Here is a 21966-nt window from a genome sequence, read left to right as displayed (position 1 = left end):
GCCACAACTAACTGACGGCGGCCCACGCTACCTCGCGCGAGGTAGCGTGGGCCGCCGTCAGTTAGTTTTGAGGGGGTGTTTGCGGAGCCTGGCAGGAAGAACTCATTCTGGACTTCAGGCTGCGTCTTGTGCTTTGCGTTTACGTATCCGGTTGACTCCCGCAACGGTCGCGCCCACAACGACCAGAATGACTCCCACGATGGCTATTGGCAAACCAGCGAGGGAGAGAATTCCAGCTCCGATGTCGGCGTCGCCAGGCTCGCCCGTATAAGTGTTAAGGAACCACCCCAGAGCCCAAATGGCAAGGCCGAACGCGGTAATCACGAGCCCGCCGATCCAAGTCAGTTTTGTCATATCTGTCCTTCCGCGCTCGTCGATTATGCCGGGTTGCCTGATCCTGCGTAATGTGGCTCTTCATAAATAGGGCGGTGCGGTAGCCACCCTCAAGCAGCACAAGAAACGGGACCCTGGGTGCAATGATGTAGGTGTTCAAGACTCCATCACGACCCAAGGTCCCTGATGCACAACTTTACCCCGCCATGCCTTGACACCACACTCCGTCTGAACGAACTCGGACTCACCGCCATCGGCCAGCACCACACCGGCAGGCATCTGACCGTGTTGTGCCTGATCACCGACGACAACTCCGAATGCCGCGACTGCGCCCAGCAGCGGGGACGAGTCCGATCGACGAGGATCCGCCGGCTCGTCCATCCTCCGATCGGGCTGACTGCAGTGACGCTGGCCATCCGCATCCGTACGTTCCAGTGTCCGAACTGCCGCCAGCGCTGGTCGCAGTCGCCAGCGAAGGCATGCGTCGGCCGGTCGAAGCTCTCCCGCACCGCTCGCCTGTGGGCGTTGAAGTCCGTTGTCATCGACAAAATGAGTATCCACGTCATCGCGCAGAACCTCGCAACCTCGTGGAACACCGTGTGCACGGCTGTCCTCGACCTCGGCGCCACGTTGTTGCTCGCCGATGCCACCAGGCTCGATGGCGTATCCACGATCGGTGTCGATGAACACTGTTGGTCCCACCGCGGCATCGACCGATGGGTCACTGTCATCGTCGATCTCTCCAGCCAGCCAGCGCGGTTGCTTGACATTGTTCCCGGACGCTCGGCCGAGGTGTTTTCCGATTGGCTAAACAACCAGCCTGATAAGTTCCGGACTGGCATTGATCACGTCGCCATGGACGCGTTCGCCGGGTACAAGAAAGCCGCTACCGACGTCCTCCCCGACGCCACCACGGTCATGGACCCCTTCCATGTCGTCGCTCTTGTCGGGACCAAGCTCGATGAGACGAGGAGGAGACTCCAAACCGAGATTCACGGGCGCAGGGGCCGATCTGGTGACGCCTTGTACGGGATTAGGAAAACCATACGCACCCGCGTCAGTCTCCTTTCAGACAAGCAGAAACACCGACTCAACACGGTCTTCGCAGGCGACGATCATGCTGCCTTGGTGGTGTGTTGGCAGTTCTACCAAGACACGATCGCCGCCTATGCTGCGGCACCGGCGAAGGGCAAGGCAATCATGGCCGGGCTGATCGACAAGCTGGCCGGGATGATCCCGGATGAGTTGAAGGAGCTACGGAGCCTACGGACAACGTTCCAACGCAGGCGTGCCGATATTCTTGCCTACTTCGATCACCCAGGAACCTCGAACGGGCCCACGGAAGCGATCAACGGCAGGCTGGAGCATCTGCGTGGGATCGCGTTGGGATTCCGTAACCGGAGCAACTACCTCATCCGATCACTGCTCCACGCTGGCGGAATGAGTAGGCTCCTACAGCCCTATTTATGAAGAGCCCGTAATGTTTCTTTCCGAACTTTCTTACACCGTCGTAGTAGACGGTCGACATAGCTATGCACTTGTTGTATTCATCGGCGACCGTCGGCAGCGTTAGGGTGGGGTATCCTGCTTTGCATGCAGCCTTCAAGTTGGACCGAAGCTTCTTGTCGCAGCTGATTCTGTCAGTCGACGACCCATAGCAAATATCAGGTTTGTCGCATGCAGGTTTGAAGTTTGCGGCGCCATAGCCGTCTGGGACCTTTGTGCAATCATTTGGACTCCCCATTGCAGTTGATTTGCCTGGGTCTCCGTATGTGTTGACCCAGGTGTCAATGACCAGTTACCTATCTCTGCGTCTCTGGCGTCAGTCTTTGAGGGAGCCTTTCCTGGAGTCTTGTTAATTTGAAGATCGTCATAATCCGACTGGCTCCATGTGGCAGTCCAGCCGTTGTGAGTATATGAATGCTGCGCTGACGCTGCGACTGCTTGTGATGGTTGAACTGTGGCAATTATCGCCAAGTGCAAGGAACAGACAAGCCGTGATGGATTGCCTGGTGGATGCGTAATAGCTTTGTGTTTCTCCTTCTTCGTTGGTGCACTGTGAGGTGCATCGCTCAAGGAGCCTAGATGTACAGATCTATGGTTACATGGGTGGTTGTAATAAAAATACTTTTGACCGAGCAGGCCAAGCGCTGCGACCTCGCCCGCAGTCTGCGCACCTCCGTCGGCTGAGTCGGGGGAGGGCCTAAAGATACCCGAAGGTGCTAATTACGCGCGGCGCCGCGCGTAATTAGCACCTTCGGGTATCTGCAGTGAGGTTGTTGACGCTGCGGAGCGCTCAGTCCTTGTCGTCGGAGATGAAGTCGAGCATGCCCGCCTGGTTGATCGGCAGCGCCATCAGATGGTCAAGCTCTTCGGGGCTGGGATCGAGGCCGAGCATGCGCAGCGAATACTGAGTGAAGTCTCGTTCGATGACATCGGGTGTCAGGTCGCCGGTGGGTCGGTACCAGAGCGAGAGCGAATTGCAGATCGAGTGGATCGCACGAGTCACGAGCTGAGCACTGTTGACGTGGAATGTTCCGGCGTCGATGCCTGATTGGACGATGTCGCCCATGATGACTCGCGCCTCGTGCTGGAGTTCCTTGACGCGGGCGGCGTTGTCACCGGTCAGTCGCTCCGTGTCGCGCAGCAGCACTGTGGACACCGATACGTTTTCCATGCGGTAGCGGGACAGGTAGCGCACGGCCACGGTTAGCTGCTCGGTTGGGTCGTCACCCACCTCGGCGATGACGGCTCGGCTGTGCTCGCTGTACCAGGTGTAGGCCGTGTGCACGAGTTCGTACAGTGCTTCCTGTTTGGACGGGAAGTAGTAGTAAAGTGCGGACAGGCTCAGCCCGGCCGCCTGCGCAATATCGCGGATGGATGCGCCGTCGAATCCCTTTGCCGCGAAGGTGTCCCGAGCCGAGCGGAGGATATTGTTGCGGCCGTTGGTTGATCTCACGGTGCCTGTGCTTCCTGTCGGTCGGATATCGAACAATCTTTCACTTGCCAACCGAGAATACATGACGTTGCCCTGTCAATGGCCGTTTCCGGCCAGAATTCGGGGATCCCTGGTTTGTCGAAGGACGTGTTTCCACTGTTCGCCAGACGTCCGCCTATCCCGGGCCGTCGTCTGGTCCACCCCGGACGGTCATGTGAAAGTAACGGCGATCACTCCACGAATCGGGAATGATTGACGGTTCAATCATGTTGAGCAGGTGTGAGTCGCACGGCGGGAGACCGCCAGTGCCGATCACCTGAAACCAGCATCACTGACATTGCACCCTATGAACTAGCTGAGGACGAACATGCTCAACATCGCCATCATTCCTGGAACCTCGCGCCCGCAGGCACTCAACCCGCAGATCGTCTCCTGGGCCAAGGACCAGTTGGCCGGCCGCGAGGACGTGCGCGCCGAGGTCGTCGACTTCGGTGATTTCAACTTGCCGCTGCTCGATGAGGTCATTCCGGCCGGCGCGAACATGTACGAGAACGACCACACCAAGGCCTGGGGTGCCAAGCTCGCCGAGTTCGACGCATTCATCTTCGTCACCCCTGAGTACAACCACTCGATCTCCGGATCGCTGAAGAACGCCCTGGACTTCGTGGCCAGCGAGTTCAACCACAAGGTCGCCGGAATCGTGAACTATGGCGCCGACAAGGGTGTGCGTGCCGCCGAGCACCTGCGCCACATCCTCGCCAACTACAAGCTCGCCGTGGTCCGCGACCAGGCCTCCTTCAGCCTCTTCACCGATTTCTCCGACGGCACCTTCACCCCGACCGAGGTCTCCGCGGTCCCGTTCGCATCGATGGTGTCCGACCTTGTGAGCTGGGGCGAAGCCTTGAAGTCCGTGCGTGAGGATGCTGCTTCCGAGGATCAGGCTGCCTGATCTTCACCCGACTGCTGATCTTCACCCGATTGCCTGATCGTCAGCAGCGCACACTGCGGATGAGGCAGCGCCTCCTCAGCAGCTGACACGTCCGAAGCCCGCCGCACCCGATGGTCGGCGGGCTTCGTCGTGCCCACAGCCCTGCGTTAAAGTCGAAGCAACTCAAACTTTCATTTCAGTGATGCGAAGGATACTCATGGATCTCAACAACACAGTCGCACTCGTCACCGGTGGAGCCTCCGGGCTCGGCCGCGCCACCACGGAACGGCTCTTGGCCGCCGGCGCCCAGGTCGTCATGATCGATCTCAACGCCGAGGTGGGTCAGCAGGTGGCATCGGAACTGGGCTCCAGCGCCCATTTCGTCTCCGCCGATGTCACCAACGAAGAGCAGGTTCAGGCGGCCATCGACACGGCGACGGGCATCGGCCAGCTGCGCGTGGTCGTCAACTGCGCGGGCGTCGCGACCCCCGGCAAGCTCGTCTCACGTAAGGGACCGCTGGCCTTGGATGCGTTTGCGAAGGTGCTCAACATCAATGTCGTCGGCACCGTCAACGTGTGCCGCCTGGCCGCGGCCGCAATGCAGGCCCAGGAGAGCGCCGGTGAAGAACGCGGTGTCATCGTCAACACCGCCTCGGTCGCGGCCTTTGACGGTCAGATCGGACAGATCGCCTACTCCGCGTCGAAGGGCGCCATCGCCTCGGTGACCCTGCCGATGGCACGCGAACTCGCATCCTCCCAGATCCGCGTGGTGACGATCGCGCCGGGCATCTTCGAGACCCCGATGATGGCCGGTCTGCCCGAAGAGGCCCAGGAGTCCCTGGCGAAGTCGATTCCCCACCCCTCTCGACTGGGCAAGCCAGCCGAGTACGCGCAGCTCGTCGAATCGATCGTCGCCAATCCGATGCTCAACGGCGAGACCATTCGCCTCGACGGCGCCATCCGCATGGCCCCGAAATGATCTGAGTCCGTCCCTCGAGGCTCAGCGCCGTTCGTTGACGAGCAGGGCCAATTGCACGCGGGTGCTGACGTCGAGTTTGTAGAAGATGCGCGCCAGGTGGGTCTTCACCGTGGCCGTGGAGACGAACAGCGCCCGCGCCACCTGTGCATTCGTCATCCCCTGAGCGACTGCCTCGGCGATCTCCCGTTCTCGTGTGGTCAGGGGCTCCAGGGGATCAGGTCCGATCGGGGTGCTGTTCCAATTCGAAGCACCAGCCACCCCTGTCGCCGAGGTGGTGTCACGTCCCAGCAGGGACTCGACCGCACTTGGTGACAAGGTTCGTGTGCCGTTCGCGGCTGCCCGAACCGCGTGGATGAGATCTTCTGGCGGAGTGTCCTTGAGGATGTAGCCGGCCGCTCCCGAGCGCAGTGCCTGAAGCACGAATTCGTCGGTGCCGAAGGCCGTGAGGATGAGAACCTCCGGATGAAGAGTCTGAGCCACGAGGGCACGGGTGGCCTCGAGTCCGTCCATGACCGGCATGCGGATGTCCATGAGGATGAGGTCTGGACTCAGCTCTCGGGCGAGCTCGATGGCCTCGGCACCGTTGGCCGCCTCGGCGATGATATCGATGTCATCGGCCGCGCCGAGGAGCAGGCGCAGACCCGAGCGCATGAGGGACTCGTCGTCGGCGATGATCGTTCTGATGCTCATGCGCTGATCTCTTCCGTGTTCTGGACGGGGATGCGAGCTCGCAGTTCGAAGTCAGGATAGTGGCTGACCTCGAGGTCACCGCCCATCGCCTCCACTCTCTCCTTGATGCCCAGAATCCCCAGGCCGGAGCCGGCGATGTACTGCTTGCGGTGGGGTTCGCCGTGTGCCGGGGCTCCGAGGAGGCTGTCCGGGTAGTGATTGTGCGCGGTCATCGTGATATATCGAACGGCGTCATCGCCCTCGTCGCCGATGGTGATGGTGAGCATCTCACCGAGCGCGTGTTTGAGGGCATTGGTCATGGTCTCTTGGACGAAGCGGTAGATCGTCATTCGTTCGAGGCTGCCCAGGGCGTGCAGTGATTCGGAGGTGAGCGGTTCGGAGTAGATCAGGGTCACCGACTCCGGGCGGTCGGCGACGAGGCGGTTGAGATCGGGGTCGATCACTGTGCCTTGGTCGTCTCCGCGCAGCATCGTCAGAACCTCTCGCAGCTCGATTCCCGAGCGGCGGGCGCTGCTGGCGATGAGTCGGGCGCTTTCGTGGACGGACTCGGGGTCGAGGTCTCGCCTGACGGACAGTGCACCGGAGTACATGGCGATCACGCTGAGGTGGTGCGAGAGGGAGTCGTGCATGTCGCGGGCGATGCCGCGCCGCACCTCAGCGACGGCACGGTCCTGGCGCGAGCGTTCGCGCAGAAGCGTCTGCGCGGCGGTGTCGATGAGCCCTTGTTCGCGGGATCCGCGGATGACGCCGATGACGACGATCATTGCGTAGACGGTTCCGTTGACGAGGAACAGTGGAAGTTCGAAGGCTCCGACCGCCGTCGGGGTGAGCGTGTACGTCAGGCCCTGGGAGATGATCGCGGCAGCGAGGCAGGTGAAGTCGAGTGACCAGCTGCGTCGAGACGTGAGGGTGATGAGGATGAGCAGTCCGGCGAATGCACCGAGGACGCCGATCGTACCGGTGACGATGCCGAGGAATCCGACCGACACCGGAACCCAGCCGCCGGGCCGACGCTGCAGGGATTCTACGGAGCCGTCCGAGGCGAGGAATTCTACGCCGCCGCGACCAGTGTTCGTGAGGAAATCGCGCAGCTTTTCGGCCGCAATCACCTTGGGGCGCAGTGATCTGCGGGGGATCGTCCGTCCGTCGAAGGCAAGGACGATGGGCAGGCAGGCCAAAGAGATGAGGCCGAAGAGGATATGGATGAACAGTTCGGCACTGAGCGCTCCGGTGCGGGCACCCGCCTCCTCGAAATCCGGCCATTCGGTACTGACGATGACGATGAGCGCGAACACGCCGATGGCCGTCGAGATGCCCGTCCAGAGGAGGGCATGGGTCAGGGCGCGCCGGTCGGGTCGAAGTCTCACTCTTCGAGGCTACCGCTCACGCTCGCTTGACGCTGTCGCCCGAAAGGATGAGATCAACCGCCCGGATGGCCAACGGCCCTCGCCGACTCCCATCCGCCCCGAGGCTTCAGTCCGCGGGCAAGGTCGCGAGTACCTCGAAACCGCTGTCGACAGTCGGGCCCACGTGCAGTGTTCCGCCGAGGGCCTCGACCCTCTCGCGCATGCCTTTGAGGCCGAATCCACCGCTGAGGTGGCCCGCAGCGGGGTTGTCCCGATCGGGTTCGGGCCGGTCTGATCGGTGCCGGTCCGGCGCCCCATTGACCACGGCCACCCACAGCTGCGAGTCATCGGTGCGAACGGATACCCTCACTGGTGCACCGGGAGCATGGCGCAGAGCATTCGACAGGGCCTCCTGGACGAGGCGGAAGGCGGTCAGCCCGGTGGTCGGGTGCAGGGGGAGCGGAGCTGCGGGGAAGTCGAGTTCCACCTCGGCGCCCGAACCGCGCGTGGCCTCGACGAGGTCGGGAATGCCATCGATCATCGGCTGCGGAGCCAGATCGGCATCACGGCCACCGCGCAGAATCGCCAACAGACCGCGCATCTCATTGAGCGCCTGTCGAGCGGAGCCGGCGATCGAGTCGAACTCCTCAACGCTTCGGGTATCGAGTTCGGGCAGTCGGTAGCGGGCCGTGGTTGCCTGGACGCTGATGACGGACATGCTGTGAGCGACGACGTCATGGAGCTCTTGTGCGATCCTGTTGCGTTCCTCGAGCTCTTGACGCTTGGCCAGCTCCTCGGCACTGAGCTGTCGCTCAGTGGCCAGCTGAGTGCGACCGCGAATCCACAGATTGCCGATCACCGCGACGATCGAGATCCCTGCAGTGAGCGAGACCGTCGTGATGACGTTCGCCAGCGCCCCCGACAGCCCACCCGCATGGGGCATGGTCAGGCTCAGCACGCCGAGCACCGTGGACAGTGACCACAGGATGACGAGGTGGTACCAGCTGTGGCGCAGGCCGATGATGAGGTGGAGGAAGAGCAGTGAGAGGATCGACGTCGCCGTCCACGGCCACACCAGCCCGGTCGTATCCGCGGTGAGCACGATTCCAGCCGTTGCAGAGGCCAGCCCGACGATGATCGCGGTGACCGGTCTGCGCACGGCGAGCACCAGGGCGCCGCTCTGGCCGAGGGCGACGAGCATCGCAATGACGGTCGACGATTCATACAGCGCTGCAGTCACTGGCCATCCGACGGCCACGAGCACCACGCCGACGAAGATGCTGAGCAGCCAGAACCAGCCCTCGCCGGCGGCCCGTGTCAGGAACGAGTTGGCTGCCGGCAACCCCAGAGCTCTCGATCCCGAGGAAGTCGCCGTGGCGGTCCCGTCGGGAGCGTGGCTCGTGGAGTCACCGGTTCGTGCTTTTCCCGCCGAGGTCACCTCATCGTGGCCGGGCGCCAGCCCTGCCGTGATCGCTGCGATCTCCAACCGGGCCATGGCATGCAGGACGAAGGGGAAGGTGACGAGGAGGATGAGTCCCGCGATGAACTGGAAGGTCGCCTCAGCGCCGAATCCCAGAGCCACCACGGAGGTGTCGTTCCACCAAGCTGCGATGAAGCTGATGAGATCGGTGTTGTCGTTGGGAAGGAAGCGTCCCCAGATGAAGTAGGTCATCCCGCCCAGGGCACCGAAGAACCAGGGGATCACCACGGAGAAGGTGAAGAGCCGGATGGGCAGGGCGAAGACGGCTTCGAACAGCAGGTCGAGCCAGCGCCGTCCTTCGGCCATGACACCGAACCACCCGCTGATTCCGTGTCCACGGGGGCGACGGACCACCTCGGCAATGGGGGCTCCCCACTGCCGGGCGCGGGCCCGGGAGAGGTTCGCGAACCCGGTCGCGACGTAGAGAGTCACAGGCAGGAGCAGGGCGCCTATCCAGATGACGATGGTGGAGATTGAGACCGAGAACATCGTGATGAGTACGACGAACCCGATGAGGGAGATGAAGAATCCGGGGAGGACGAGGATGGCGTCCCGGCCCAGGTTGTGCCACATCCGCGACCACCATGACCGGGTCTGCGGCGGCGTATCTGGGAGACGGGGCACGTTCTCAGAATACGTGCTCGGCCACGAAGGCGCATCAGTGTATGAGGATTCGAGGGTTTGGTTCATGATCGGATTCCTTGGCTGTTGTGAGCCGGTGTTCGCGACTCTGGTGAGAGGTGTGCGGGACCGTCTGCTGAGATGCGCCCTGTGGGGACCGATTTCGATTCGAGGACGCGAGGATGGAACTGCGAGAGCATCCAGACTCCGGCGATCCCACCACCGGCGGCGAGCAGCAGCAGGCCGATGGCTATGGGGGTGAGGCCCGCGTACTCGCCGAAGAAGGCTGCGCCGATGACCACCGCCACGATCGGGTCGATGACGGTCAGCCCCGCGAGCACCGTCTCTGGAGGACCAGAGGCGTAGGCGGTCTGGACCAGCCAGAATCCCACCGCCGAGGCGAGGGCCACGGCTGCCAGCATCATCCACCACTGCGAGTCCGATGTTCCGAAATCGGGCAGGCCCTCGGTCACGACGGTCCTGGCGAGGACGTGGGTCGCAGCGGCGACGGTGCCGAAGATGATGCCGGTCATGATGACTCGTGGAATGTGCCCGGCACGACTGAGTGCGAAGAGTGCGCCGAAGAGGCTGAGAGCGACGAGGAGCGCCAGCAGCCAGGTCAGCGATTCCTCGGTGGCGACTAGTTCGTGGGAGAACTGCGCCGAGGTGGTCACGAAGGCGAAAATCGAGAACATCGTCACCCCGATGCTGATGAGCAGTGGGGCGCCGAGCTGCAGGCCGAAGTACCGGCGGCTGATGAGCGCGGCGAAGACGAGGGAGATCGCGCCGATGGGTTGGACGATGGCAACAGGGCCGAGTCCCAGGGCGATGACGTTGAGGACGGTCACCATGCCCATCAGCCCCAGGCCGGTGACCCAGGTTGTCCGACGTTTGGGCCCGGGTGTCATGGTGGCGACGGCGTACTGCTGGAAGTGCGTGCCGAGTGCCAAGCAGAAGGCTGCGAGCGTGGCGAGTATTATCGCGGTGATGATCATGGTGTGCACGCTAAGGACCCGGTGTCATGGGGCGCATCATACGAAGGAGTGATTGTGCTGACGGAGGAGTGCTACTTGAGGATGAAATCGGCGCAGGCAGGGAGCCGTTGGCTTGATTTCACGGGTTTTCGAGGGGCTTTGGCAGTGCGGGTCGGGTAGCGTAAGAGCATGCCAGAAGCAGGAGCGCCAGGTTTGAGTCCGACACCGCGCCCAACGCCGAGTCCCGCGCCGGGATCGATTGCGCGCGACGGTGTGCCGCCGCCCTCGTCCGAGACGACGCGGGTCGCCATCGTTGATGACCAGGCCATGGTTCGCCAGGGGTTCGGAGCCCTTCTCGATGCGCAGCCGGACATGAGTGTCGTCGGCAGTGCTGAGGACGGTTCGCAGGTCGTCGACCTCGTGCGCAGAACCTCGCCCGACGTCATCCTCATGGACATCCGTATGCCGAAGCTCAACGGCTTGGATGCCACCCGCGCGGTGTTCTCGATGCCGGGGGACCACCCGAAGGTCATCATGCTCACCACCTTCGATGCCGATGAGTACGTGTTCTCGGCACTGCGCGCGGGAGCGAGCGGGTTTCTGCTCAAGGACGCCACAGCCGAAGACATGATCACCGCTGTGCGCGTGGTCGCCGACGGCCAGTCGCTCTTGGCGCCGTCCGTGACCCGCCGCCTCATCTCCGAGTACGTGAGCGGGCCCAGAGTCACCAAGGACACAGCCGTGCTCGGGCAGCTGACCGACCGTGAGATCGACGTCATGACGTTGGTGGCCAAGGGTCATGCCAACGCCGAGGTGGCTGCGCACCTGTTCCTGGCCGAGCAGACGGTGAAGACCCACGTGTCCCGGATCCTGTCGAAGCTGGGACTGCGCGATCGCACTCAGATCGTCGTCGCCGCCTACGAATCGGGTCTGGTCATCGCCGGCAGCTGAGCGCAGCAGCGTCGGACCTCGGACGGCAGTGCCGCCGCGGGGAGGAGCGGGTGCCTAGTTCCGGGTGAAGGGGGCGCCGAGTTCTTTGACGATCGTCTCCGCTGAGCATGTCTGGGCGCTGCGATAGCCGGTGCCGGCCCACAGGTGCAGGCCGTGCGGGTCATCATCCTTCTTCGCCTGGGCGCGGAATGACTTCGTCAGGTGATGAAGAGCCGGGTAAGCATCGACCGCGATCGGATCGAACTTCCGTACAAAGTCATTGACCAGCGCACGAGCTGGTCGGCCGGTGAATGCCCTGGTCAGCTGTGTCTCGTCGAAGTCCGCGGACTGCAGGGCCGCCCGATGAGTCGGCGCAGTGCCTGCCTCATCGCTCAGCAGCAGAAGAGTGCCCACGACCACGGCGCTCGCCCCAGCCTGCAGCAGCTCGTCGACAGACTCCTGGCTGTCGACTCCACCTCCGGCAGCCAGCGGCAGATTCACCTCGGCGATGACATCTTTCACGAGATCGACGGTGGCCCGATCCTCGATGGACCGTGTCGGATCGGCGGTGCCCGAGTGCCCGCCGGCGCGGGGGCCCTGAACGATGAGGGCGTCAACGCCGCGGTCGGCAGCGGTGCGCGCCTCGGCGGCGGTCGTCACGGTGGCCACGACCTGAGTGCCGACGGAATGGAGACGATCGACCACCTCGGCGGTGGGGATGTTGAACGTCATCGACACCAGGGGCACGGGGTTGTCGACGAGGTAGTCGACCTTGTCGGTGTAATGATCGTCGTCACCTACGGGCTCGGGATCGATGGCGACGCCGCGATCGGCCGCGACAGGCTCGAGTGCCGAGACGAAGGCGTCGAAGGCACCGCGATCGATGGGCACAGAGTTCGGGGCGAAGAGATTGACGCCGAAGTTCTCGGTCGTCTCCCGCATGCGCTCGACCAGAGGGGCCAATGCTTCGGCGCTGAGATAGCCGCCGGCCACGAAGGAGAATCCGCCGGCACGGGCGACCGCGGCTGCGAGCTCGGGCGTCGTCGTTCCGCCCGCCATCGGGGCTCCGATGATGGGCAGGTCGGTGGTCTCGAAGGCGATCGTCGTCATCGTTGCGCACTCCTCAATAGGACGTTCCTCAATAGGACGTTCGGGACGAGTCGGGTCCCTGAGCTGGTGATGCTCTCGTTGCCATTCTTACACTCACGTTGGGCCGAGGCTCTCGGGGCGGGGCCGATGAGGGTACGGAGTCGGAGCGTCCAGACTCACCCGAAAGTAGTGCTCGGGCGGGCTCAGGTCGGAACTCAGAGGTGATGTGTGGGCGGCGATCGCGCCCATAGCTTCGGATATATCGAACGACGAGCTCCGCACTCCGTGCAGTCAACGGAGCTCAATCCGACAAGGAGCCGACATGTCACTGACCCTCAGCAGGCCGCCCGAGGCCGGGGCGAACCACCTGCCCATCCCGTCCAGCGGCACCACTGGTCGACCGCACCGGGACCGGGCGATCGATCTGATCCGCTTCGGCTGCCTCGTCGTCGTGGTGATCCTGCATTCGATGATGAGCGCAGCCGTGCTCGGAGCAGACGGTGACGTTATGCCCACGGTGGCGCTGCTGCATACCGCAGGCTTCACAGCCGCATCGTGGTTCTTCCAGATCATGCCGCTGTTCTTCTTCATCGGCGGATACGCCGCTATCAACGGATGGCGACGCACCCAAGCTACCGGAGGCACCTGGGCCGACTATATTCGTGCCCGTCTGCGCCGCCTCGTCATTCCGGTCGCCACCCTCATCGGCCTCGCCGGCGCAGGACTGTCGATCGCCTCAGAACTGGGAGTTCCCGCAGACCTGCTCGCCGAGGCGAGCACTCGCATCGGGCAGCCTCTGTGGTTCCTCGCCGTCTACGTCGGGCTGACCTCCCTGGTTCCCCTGGCGGTGCACTTTCACGAAAGGGCGCCGAAGCGGACGATCGCTGCGCTCGCCGGTGCTGTGATCGCGGTGGATAGTTTGGTCGCACTCACGGGAGTGACTGGACTGGGGTATCTCAACTTCCTCTTCGTATGGCCCCTGATTCAGCAGTTCGGCTTCTTCTACGCCGATGCCATTCATCGTCCCGTGCGGGCCTGGTCGGCCTGGACCGTGATGGTGCTGTCCCTGGTGAGCCTCGGATTGCTCGTCGAACTCGGGGTCTACAGCCCGAATATGCTCATCAACCTCAACCCACCGACCGGGGCCTTGGTGCTGCTGGGAGTGGCGCAGATGAGCGTCCTGCGGCTGAGCCATTCGCGTCTCAACGAGATCGTGTCCGGTGGTTCGGATCGGACTACGGCCGGACACGAGTACCGTGCTCGCATCTGGGAGCGTGTCATCTCCTGGGGCAACTCCTACGGCATCCAGGTCTACCTGTGGCACATGCCGATCGTCATCACCCTCATCGGAGCTCTGGGCTACGCAGCTCAGCTGCTGTCTGGGGTGCAGGTGGGGGATGGACTCTCGGCGGCCGGGATAGTACTCCCTGAGATCGAATCGAATTGGTGGTGGCTGACTAGGCTGCCATGGCTGATCACGGTGATGGGGCTGGCTGCGGTTTTGGCCATGGCCTTGTCGAAGGTCCCGTTTCCCAGCGAGGCGAGGTTGGCCAGATTCGGGAGTGCAGCGGCGAGGGTTGTGAGGGAGAGTTTCTCGACTTCCGAGCCTCGAGTCGAGTCCTCAGCTCTCGAAGTGAGCGAGGTTCCTGGTGCCGGTGAGCGCCTGTCGAGTTCAGTTCCTCGGGCACTCACTGCAGTCACTTTGGCAATGGGTGGCATCGCGATTGCGCTTCTCATCGGCATCGCTCCGCTGATCTGGACGCTCGTCTCTGTCGCGGCGCTCCTGGCTTCGCTGGTGCTGGCCGCCACCATGAAGGCACAGATTCCAGTGGGGAGCGAAGTGCCGACGGTGGCGGATCGTGGCAGGGCGCTGGCCAGCCTCGGCTGAGGCTGGCCAGCGCCGCCGCGTGTGCCCCTGCACGCGTCCTCAACGGCGAGGAAGACCGCACCTACGTGCGGCGCAAACAATTCGCCGACTTCGCTCATCATGGTGACGAAGGCACCTCCGGGGCGCAGCTCCAGCGCGTCGATGCGGAGGGTGAGCGGTGTGGGGATCCACCACTTCGCCAGCTTGTCGGGATCCGTTGTGCCGGGTGCGCGACCGACAGCGGCTCTGCCGATTCTCCGACGCTTGCCGGTCCGCTGCCCAGGCGATGGACTACGAAGCGACGTGCGGGATCGGCAAGCCCAGTGAACATCGCATCGAGCTCATCCGAATACTGAGCCATGGAGTTCAGCATCCCAGGTGTGGTGTGACAGGCGTGATGACCTGAGCAGTTTTTGTGCTCGAATGCATTCATGACGAATAGTGACGCCGGAAGACCGTCATATGACGACCAGTGACACCCGAGGTCATGACCGAAGCCGGCGCCCCGATGCTCCGCTCACACTAGTGATACTTCGGCAGCGAAGTCGAAGGTCACCAGTGAAGGAAGGACCCGCCATGAGCATCACCCACATCGGAATCTCGACCCGTTCGGTGCATTCGGGCGCCAACCCTGAATCGCATACCGGTTCGGTTGTCGCCCCGATCTTCCAGACCTCGACCTTCATGATGGATACTCCGGGCCAGACCCGCGCCGGCTTCGACTACGCGCGAACCGGCACCCCGAATCGCAGCGACCTCGAACAGGTGCTGTGCGAACTCGAGAGCGCGAGTTTCGCAGCGGCAGTGAACTCCGGCACCTCGGCCGAGGTCGCGGTCTTCTCCGCATTGCTGGGTCCCGGCGACGAGATCATCATCCCCCGCGACATCTATGGCGGCACCTACCGGCTGCTGAAGAACGAGTACGAGCGCTGGGGCATCAGCATTCGCACCGTCGACCTCACCGACGCCGAGGCGCTGGCCGCCGCGATCTCGGAGAAGACCGCGATCGTGTGGGTCGAGACCCCAAGCAACCCAGGCCTCGACATCGTCGACATCGCGGAGACAGCCAAGCTGGCTCACGCCGCCAACGCGATCCTCGCCGTCGACTCCACCTTCGCCACCCCGATCCTCCAGCGGCCGATCGAGCTCGGCGCCGACGTCATCATCCACTCGACGACGAAGTTCATCAACGGCCACTCCGATGTCATCGGTGGAGCCGTCCTCGCCGGTGACGGCTCCACCTGTGCCCGTGCCGCCGAGGTGGTTCCTCGTCTCGAATCCCACCTCGCATCCGTGGGGTTGGGCATCGCCCCGTTCGACGCGTGGCTGACCCGGCGCGGCATCAAGACCCTGCCGGTGCGGATGGCCAAGCACTGCGAGAACGCACAGGCTGTGGCCGAATGGTTGGAAGCCCGCCCCGAGATCGCCGAGGTGCACTACCCAGGGCTGCCGTCACATCCCGGTCATGAGGTGGCGAAGAAGCAGATGAGCGGCTTCGGGGGAGTTGTCTCCTTCAGCACCGACACCGAGGCGCGTGCTCTGTCACTGGTGCAGAGCACCGAACTTATCACCCTGGCCGAATCGCTCGGGGGAGTCGAGTCCCTCATCGACCATCCGGCGACCATGACTCATCTGGCGGTTGCAGACTGCGAACTCAGCGTCTCGCCGACGTTCATCCGGCTGTCCCTGGGTATCGAGGATATCGCCGATATCCTCGCCGACCTCGAGTCAGCGCTCGCCGCGACGGCAGAGATTCCGGATGGTGTGAGATCTGGCGTGGAGGCTTCGGCATCGGCCCACTCACCGTCAGCTCTTGAACACCCTGTTGCAGTGGTATGAGTTGAGGCTTGCAGTTCCGCTCACCGGACCAGTGGTCGCGCGTGGATGTGCAGGCGCGGATCATGGTGGGTCGTGCTGGGGCGGCGTTGGTGCCCGAGAGTGCGCTGAGTGTGTGCGTGCTCACGTGGTGTGGGGGGAAAACCCGATGCTGGGTAGGTGGTCAACGTGCTGTCGGCGACGCGCGGACTCCCGTAGCGTAATTGCTATGAGTGAGAACACCCCCACGAACCCGAATAAATCGGAGCCGCAGGGCGCCGATTCTTTGGAGTCCCAGACGCCAGAAGAAGCGCCGGAAGTGACACGAGAATCCGAGACGTCTTTCGGAGCCGAGGCAATTGTCAACGCGCCCCCGACCACTGAAATCTCCGACCCGCCTGCGGCGACGGAGGCCGGACAGTTCCGGACAGCTCCCATGGACATGAACCTGCCCTTCAGCGCCGGTGCTGAAGGGCAGTCGTCGGCGGGTAACTATCCGACACAGCAGAACACGCGGGCATACCCTCAGACCCGCGTGATGAACACCAACCCACCGCAGGCACCCTCCTCGCAAGGGTCCTCGCAGCAATCACCCTCGCAGCACTTTTCTCAGGCGTATCCTCCCCAGCCGCCACATTTCTCAGGACCAGGCAATCTTCCGCATCCCGGCTACCAGCCGCGCACGTACGCCAGCCAGTACGGCCAGCACACTAACCATTACAATCAGCACCCCAAGCAACATCCTGCGCCCGCAGCCGTGCCTGGACCCAACGGACAGATGCCGATGCTCCCGATGCAGCCGATGCAACCACCTCGGCGGAAGAAGCCGAGCGCCGAGAACATCACCTACGCACCGGTGACAGGGGCAATGCCTCTCACTCGCGACGCGGTCACCGAGATCCCGGCCGACGGGCCGATCGAATGGCCGAACAGGCGAGTCGGAATAGTCGGCGTCGCGAACCTCGTGCTCTCTGCCGTGATGGCGGTGGTCTGGGCCTGGATCCCACTCGGTCTGCTATTCACCGGTTTCGGCGGTATCTTCGCGCTCGGTCTCGGCGTACTCGCTCTCGTCGCCTGGGTCCTCGTCCAGCAGGGTGCGAACGTGTTCGAACGCTACCGGGCTGAACTCATCTACGGTGATCGCATCCCGGTTCCGAAGATCGCGCGCAGCACCCGCGAATCAGGTTTCGGCCGCTTCTTCCACAACCGCTGGCTCCACGTGAAGTCCGGCTCGTTCTGGCGCTCGACCGCCCACCACTATGTGAAGATGCTGCTCGGTGCGATCGTCGTATTCGGCACCATCGCAGGCATCTGCGGGGCAATCATCGGCATCTTCAGTGCCATCAATCCTGAGGGCATCACCGACTTCTTCTTCCGTGGGACCACCGGCGGACTGGGACGCATCGGCGTTGCCATCGGCTCCCTCATCGTCCTCGCCAGCTCCGTGGCTATCCTCTGGTTCGCCCCGTACCTCGACAGGGCACTCGACCGCAGCCTCCTCCCACCCGCACGGACCGCTGCTCTGCAGGCCGAGGTCACCGATCTCGACCGGGCCCGCATGGCCGGGATCGAGGCCGCCGGTGCAGAGCGTCTGCGCATCGAACGTGACCTCCACGATGGAGCACAGCCCCGGCTGGTCGCCCTGAGCATGACTCTGGGCATGGCGAAATCGAAGATCGACACCGACCCCGAACGGGCCAAGGAGCTGGTCTCCGAAGCCCACGCCGAGGCGAAGGGCATCGTCAATGAGCTGCGTCAGTTGGCGCGGGGGATCCACCCCGCAGTGCTCACCGACCGCGGTCTCGACGCGGCTGTCTCCGCTCTGGCCGGACGCTCGACGATCCCCGTCGAGGTTGATGTCCGCCTGGCCGGACGCATCGACCGAGAGGCCGAAGCTGTGGCGTACTTCGTCGTCGCCGAATGCCTGACCAACATAACCAAGCATTCGGGTGCGACACATGCCCGTGTCTTCATCGCCCCGATCGAGACCGGAGTCCAGATCGTCGTCACCGACAACGGTCAGGGTGGTGCGCGCATCGACCGTTCAGGCCGTCACACCGGGATCGCCGGATTGGTCGATCGTGTCGAAGCCGCTCGTGGGACACTGAACCTGACCAGCCCCGCAGGTGGGCCAACTACTGTCGTTGTGGAGGTGCCATGCGCATCGTAATTGCCGAAGACTCTGCCATCTTGCGAGCCGGACTCGAGAGGCTTCTGGTCGATGCCGGGCACGAAGTGATCGCCGCCGTCCCCGATGCCAACGAGCTCCTCGCGACAGTTCACAACACTCCGCCGGATCTTGCCATCATCGACGTGCGCATGCCGCCGACGTTCACCGACGAGGGCATCCGCGCCGCAGTCCTCATCCGCAAACAGAACCCTGACGTCAAGGTGCTCGTCTTCAGCCAGTATGTGGAGGAGCAGTACGCATCCGAGCTCATCGCGGAGAACACCGGCGGCTTCGGATATCTGCTCAAGGACCGCGTCGCCGATGTCGAGGATTTCCTCGCAGCCGTCGACGAGGTCGCCTCCGGCGGCACCGTCCTCGACCCGGAGGTCGTCTCGCAGATCCTCGTGCGCACCCGCAAGAAGGACGGGCTGTCCACGCTGAGCCCGCGCGAGCTCGAAGTCCTCCAGCTCATGGCCGAAGGCAAATCGAATGCGGCGATCGCCCGCACCCTCTACCTCAGCGCGGGAGCGGTTGAAAAGCACATCAGTTCGGTCTTCACCAAGTTCGGTCTCACGGCCGACACCTCGGACAATCGACGGATCCTCGCCGTCCTCACATTCCTCGGAGCCTAGAATGCCTGCCACAGTCCACGTCAGCGAATCCACCCGCACGAGCCTGCGCGTGATCATCACGATCGCCGCTCTCGTCGTCCTCCTCGTGCCCATCGCCTTCAGCGTCGCGCATGGAGCCTCACGACTGAACTACACGAAGCTCGAAGTCACGGAGCCGCTGTCGACCTCCATCACGGATCTGAAGTTCGACCTCGACACCAGTGCTTCGGTGGTCGTCAAGACCAGCGACACGGATCAGCCCTCCGTCAGGCTCAACGCCACCGGGCCCCGTGATGAGATACCGAAGCTTCAGGTGAGAAAGTCCGGCCCCGCCTCGACCATCTCTGTGGACGATCACAAACAGCTCGAGAACTCCCAGATCGAGGTCATCCTCCCCGCCGAGACTTCGAAGAAGATGAAGCTTGACTTCAAGGGCGGCTTCGGCGCCATCAACATTGCGGGTGACTACCAGGAGATCGTCGCAAAGACAGACGGAGGGTCTGTTGAGGTCAGCGGTTCGGCAGAGTCCGTGCAGACTTCGACGGACTACGGGATGACGGAACTGAGCGGAACTTTCGGCACCGTCGAATCCAAGACCGGGGTGGGCACCATCAACGGCACGAACCTCAATGTTCGTGAACACGTCGACGCCGTGACCTCGACGGGGACGATCGACCTCGACTTCTCCAATGACACGGTTCCGATGTCTGGCATCGTGGCCAAGGCCGATGAGGGCACGATCGACCTCCGGCTGCCGCGTCTGGACCTGGCACAGGAGAAGATGGACGCCAAGGACCTCTTCTATCGCATCAACGCGAACTCGAATCAGGGCGGCGTCGATCTGGCCAAGGACCTCAAGAAATACGATGCCTCGAAGAATTCCAAAGATGACGAGGACAAGACGATCATCCCGGTCGCGGTGAGTGCCGACACCGGCACGATCACCATCGAACAGAACTAGCTCAAGCAGAGCCAGGCAGGACACAACCGGGGCCGCTGGAACTAGACTGGCACATAACGGTGCCCGTCGGTGCAACCGCCGGCGGGCACTGACCTTCGGTCTGTGGTCCGCTGGTCCTGCGACTCGAAGGCCGCCGATCCACCGACATCAGGGGATGAGACATGCAGATCACCGTTTATGGAGCCACAGGAACCTTCGGCAGCAGGCTCGTGGCACACCTGCGCGAACGTGATCACTCGGTGATCGCTGCCCACCGAGGCATCGGAGTCGACACCTACGCCGGCGAGGGAGTCACCGAGGCGGCCGAAGGCAGCGATGTCCTTGTCGACTGCGTCAATTACATGAGCAACAATCGGCACAAGGCCCTCGACTTCTTCTCCCGCAGCTCACGTTCGATCGCCCTGGCCGCTGCGGAGAATCCCGGTGCCGCGATGGTGTGTCTGTCCATTGCGTTTCGTCCCGAGGTCGCGAAGTCCAAACTGCTCGGCTACTACCAGGCCAAAGAACTGCAGGAGCGGGTCTATAGCAGGCTGGTCCCCGCCGATCAGCTGCTGATGTTCCGATCGACCCAATGGTTCGAACTTGTCGAGACGATGACGTTCAATGCAGGTCCGCTGGCGTTCGTTCCGAAGATGCGAGTCCAAGCTCTGGCCGCGGACGAAGCCGCACGAATGATGGCCGAGGCCATTGATGCTTCAGAGCGGGGCACCCTCGAAGTCGCCGGACCTGAGATCAGTGACTTTCCGACCATCGCCGGCAAGATCGCTGCGAGGAAGTCGACTGCAGATGCGACGGTGAGCGTCGGTGCACGCTCGCCCCGGCCCACGAAGATCGTTCCTATTCCGATCCCAGGTCCGATGTCTGCAGAAGGACTCATCCCCGATTCGCCGAGGCTGTCGGCCGTCACCATCGATGACTGGTTGCGAGAGAGCTGAGCCCAGCCCTGAAGTTGTAAGATCCAGTCGGGAGGAAAGACATGGACTTGAACTGGATGGAATTCGGACTCGACGGCATCGATGCGGTGCGGATCATCGTGTCCTGCATCGTGTTCTATCTGGGCATCATCATCCTCGTCCGCGTCTTCGGCCAACGCACGCTTGCGAGCCTTTCGAGCTTCGACCTGGCCGCCATCATCGCCCTCGGCGCGATCATCGGCCGTGCGATCCTAGGAGACACCCCGACTCTGATCGCCGGTCTGTTGGGACTGGCTACTCTGCTGGTCCTGCAGGCACTGACCGGGAAGGCCCGTCGCGTTCACCGAATCGCCGGCATCGTCAACAGTCCCGCCGTCGTGCTCATGGCCGGCAGCGAGCTGCTGATCGATAATCTTGCCCGAGCTCATGTCGACTCCGCCGAGGTGTATTCGAAGCTGCGGATGGCAGGCATCCGACAGCGCGCCGAGGTGGCATGCGTGATCCTCGAGCCGACAGGTCAGATCAGTGTGACTCGGAGAGGTGTGCCGATCGACGAAGAGCTGCTGCGCGGTGTCATCGGCGCCGAGCGGATTCCCCGCGAGGGCTGAACTCACTCACAAAAATTATTAATTCGACTCCGGCCTCTCTGCGTCGAAGCGCAATTAGAATCGAAGGATATTATTTCCAGCCGATATTCCATATGATTTCGCAATAACTTCGAAAAATCGCGCTTCCTCTTGATAGGGATCAGCAGAAGAAAATGCATATGCCGTTCGACAATGGGCACGGCTATTGGTCATGGATGTTTATCCATGATTTTGCTGCTGATTCATCAAAGTCGCCGTCGGTAATTCCGATGTCATTATCCGCCAGAAAGGCAGCCAGCTGGGCTCCGTCCATGCTGACTACTCCGCTAGCCTTTAGGAGCTTATACCCATCAAGAGTTATTGTTCCCGTCGTAAAAAATAAATAGAAAACTGGGTCACATGCCCTTAGGTCAAGACCTTGAAGCGCTCGGCCATCATCTGCGAACGCCTTGGCCCGCGCCAGCTGCACCGATCCGACGAGCTCACGAAGATCCGGCGTGGAAACTTTGGTCTTTTGATAGTGCTTTGCCTGGCCAACCATCCATATATCCGGCTCTTCGCAAACGAGAGTGTAGGTCGGTGAATCTGAAATAGGGCGAGTCGCTGCCCGGATAGACGTCGAGGTCTTCCGATGATGGAAGTTCTCACACTGCCCATCCGAAAGACCTCGACGTGGACAAGCCTACTTTCTCGACGCCTGACCTCACGACATTCTGCCGACTCGACACCCTTG

The 21966-nt window shown here is 62.7% G+C and carries 19 protein-coding genes; 11 read left to right on the top strand and 8 right to left on the bottom strand.

The features are described 5' to 3' along the window. Positions 1–114: 114 nt before the first annotated feature. The gene (locus BSP239C_RS07230; protein ID WP_096157658.1) at positions 115–354 is read right to left on the bottom strand and encodes a hypothetical protein; all 240 of its coding nucleotides are present in this window, start codon (positions 352–354) and stop codon (positions 115–117) included. A 165-nt stretch (positions 355–519) separates the two neighbouring features. On the opposite strand from BSP239C_RS07230, the gene BSP239C_RS07225 reads away from it, so the two are divergent. Then, positions 520–1803: an ISL3 family transposase gene (locus BSP239C_RS07225; protein WP_101571387.1), complete on the top strand. Its 1284-nt coding sequence runs from the start codon at positions 520–522 to the stop codon at positions 1801–1803. 826 nt (positions 1804–2629) lie between these two features. Here the strand turns inward: BSP239C_RS07225 and BSP239C_RS07220 are convergent. Continuing rightward, complete coding sequence (locus BSP239C_RS07220; protein ID WP_096158891.1) at positions 2630–3292, bottom strand: TetR/AcrR family transcriptional regulator; 663 nt, start codon at positions 3290–3292, stop codon at positions 2630–2632. Positions 3293–3638: 346 nt separating this feature from the next. Here BSP239C_RS07220 and BSP239C_RS07215 point away from each other — a divergent pair, with 346 nt between their 5' ends. Continuing rightward, positions 3639–4220, top strand: coding sequence for an NADPH-dependent FMN reductase (locus BSP239C_RS07215; protein ID WP_101571385.1), 582 nt, complete (start codon positions 3639–3641; stop codon positions 4218–4220). Between the two features lie 196 nt (positions 4221–4416). Further along, positions 4417–5178: a 3-hydroxyacyl-CoA dehydrogenase gene (locus BSP239C_RS07210; RefSeq protein WP_101571383.1), complete on the top strand. Its 762-nt coding sequence runs from the start codon at positions 4417–4419 to the stop codon at positions 5176–5178. Positions 5179–5199: 21 nt separating this feature from the next. Here the strand turns inward: BSP239C_RS07210 and BSP239C_RS07205 are convergent, their stop codons facing one another. The 4 genes from BSP239C_RS07205 to BSP239C_RS07190 form a co-directional block, all read right to left on the bottom strand. Beyond that, positions 5200–5868 carry a response regulator transcription factor gene (locus BSP239C_RS07205; RefSeq protein ID WP_101571381.1) on the bottom strand — a complete coding sequence of 223 codons (669 nt, stop codon included), beginning with the start codon at positions 5866–5868 and terminating at the stop codon, positions 5200–5202. Beyond that, positions 5865–7235 (bottom strand): sensor histidine kinase, encoded by a 1371-nt coding sequence (locus BSP239C_RS07200; protein ID WP_101571379.1) that lies wholly within the window; start codon positions 7233–7235, stop codon positions 5865–5867. The genes BSP239C_RS07205 and BSP239C_RS07200 overlap by 4 nt, the downstream gene beginning before the upstream one ends. 106 nt (positions 7236–7341) lie before the next feature. Beyond that, the gene (locus BSP239C_RS07195) at positions 7342–9384 is read right to left on the bottom strand and encodes a sensor histidine kinase (protein WP_101571377.1); all 2043 of its coding nucleotides are present in this window, start codon (positions 9382–9384) and stop codon (positions 7342–7344) included. Beyond that, entirely contained in the window at positions 9381–10310 is a 930-nt protein-coding gene (locus tag BSP239C_RS07190) for a hypothetical protein (protein WP_101571375.1), read from the bottom strand. Before BSP239C_RS07190 ends, BSP239C_RS07195 begins: the two co-directional genes overlap by 4 nt. Positions 10311–10478: 168 nt before the next feature. Between BSP239C_RS07190 and BSP239C_RS07185 the strand changes: the two genes are divergently transcribed. Continuing rightward, the gene (locus BSP239C_RS07185) at positions 10479–11240 is read left to right on the top strand and encodes a response regulator transcription factor (protein ID WP_257930116.1); all 762 of its coding nucleotides are present in this window, start codon (positions 10479–10481) and stop codon (positions 11238–11240) included. Between the two features lie 54 nt (positions 11241–11294). Here the strand turns inward: BSP239C_RS07185 and BSP239C_RS07180 are convergent, their stop codons facing one another. Next, positions 11295–12329, bottom strand: a complete 1035-nt coding sequence (locus tag BSP239C_RS07180) for a nitronate monooxygenase (protein WP_101571373.1) — start codon at positions 12327–12329, stop codon at positions 11295–11297. Between the two features lie 301 nt (positions 12330–12630). Here BSP239C_RS07180 and BSP239C_RS07175 point away from each other — a divergent pair, with 301 nt between their 5' ends. The 7 genes from BSP239C_RS07175 to BSP239C_RS07135 all read left to right on the top strand — a co-directional run bounded on the left by BSP239C_RS07175 (position 12631) and on the right by BSP239C_RS07135 (position 21254). Further along, entirely contained in the window at positions 12631–14196 is a 1566-nt protein-coding gene (locus BSP239C_RS07175; protein WP_101571371.1) for an acyltransferase, read from the top strand. Between the two features lie 555 nt (positions 14197–14751). Continuing rightward, positions 14752–16014: a PLP-dependent aspartate aminotransferase family protein gene (locus BSP239C_RS07160; RefSeq protein WP_101571370.1), complete on the top strand. Its 1263-nt coding sequence runs from the start codon at positions 14752–14754 to the stop codon at positions 16012–16014. 205 nt (positions 16015–16219) lie between these two features. Further along, positions 16220–18160, top strand: coding sequence for a sensor histidine kinase (locus BSP239C_RS07155; protein ID WP_101571368.1), 1941 nt, complete (start codon positions 16220–16222; stop codon positions 18158–18160). Next, entirely contained in the window at positions 18148–18792 is a 645-nt protein-coding gene (locus BSP239C_RS07150; protein ID WP_009881760.1) for a response regulator transcription factor, read from the top strand. The genes BSP239C_RS07155 and BSP239C_RS07150 overlap by 13 nt, the downstream gene beginning before the upstream one ends. A 1-nt stretch (position 18793) precedes the next feature. Further along, positions 18794–19732, top strand: a complete 939-nt coding sequence (locus BSP239C_RS07145) for a hypothetical protein (protein ID WP_101571366.1) — start codon at positions 18794–18796, stop codon at positions 19730–19732. A 161-nt stretch (positions 19733–19893) separates the two neighbouring features. Beyond that, positions 19894–20667 carry an SDR family oxidoreductase gene (locus BSP239C_RS07140; protein ID WP_101571364.1) on the top strand — a complete coding sequence of 258 codons (774 nt, stop codon included), beginning with the start codon at positions 19894–19896 and terminating at the stop codon, positions 20665–20667. Between the two features lie 41 nt (positions 20668–20708). Further along, positions 20709–21254, top strand: coding sequence for a DUF421 domain-containing protein (locus tag BSP239C_RS07135; protein WP_257930115.1), 546 nt, complete (start codon positions 20709–20711; stop codon positions 21252–21254). Between the two features lie 181 nt (positions 21255–21435). Here the strand turns inward: BSP239C_RS07135 and BSP239C_RS07130 are convergent, their stop codons facing one another. Next, on the bottom strand, positions 21436–21774 hold the full coding sequence (locus tag BSP239C_RS07130) for a hypothetical protein (protein WP_101571362.1): 339 nt from the start codon (positions 21772–21774) through the stop codon (positions 21436–21438). Between the last annotated feature and the right edge of the window lie 192 nt (positions 21775–21966).

This window comes from Brevibacterium sp. 239c (genome assembly GCF_900169365.1).
Classification (GTDB): domain Bacteria; phylum Actinomycetota; class Actinomycetes; order Actinomycetales; family Brevibacteriaceae; genus Brevibacterium.
Note: the sequence above shows the minus strand (reverse complement) of the source record. Positions and strands in the feature narration are given on the sequence as shown.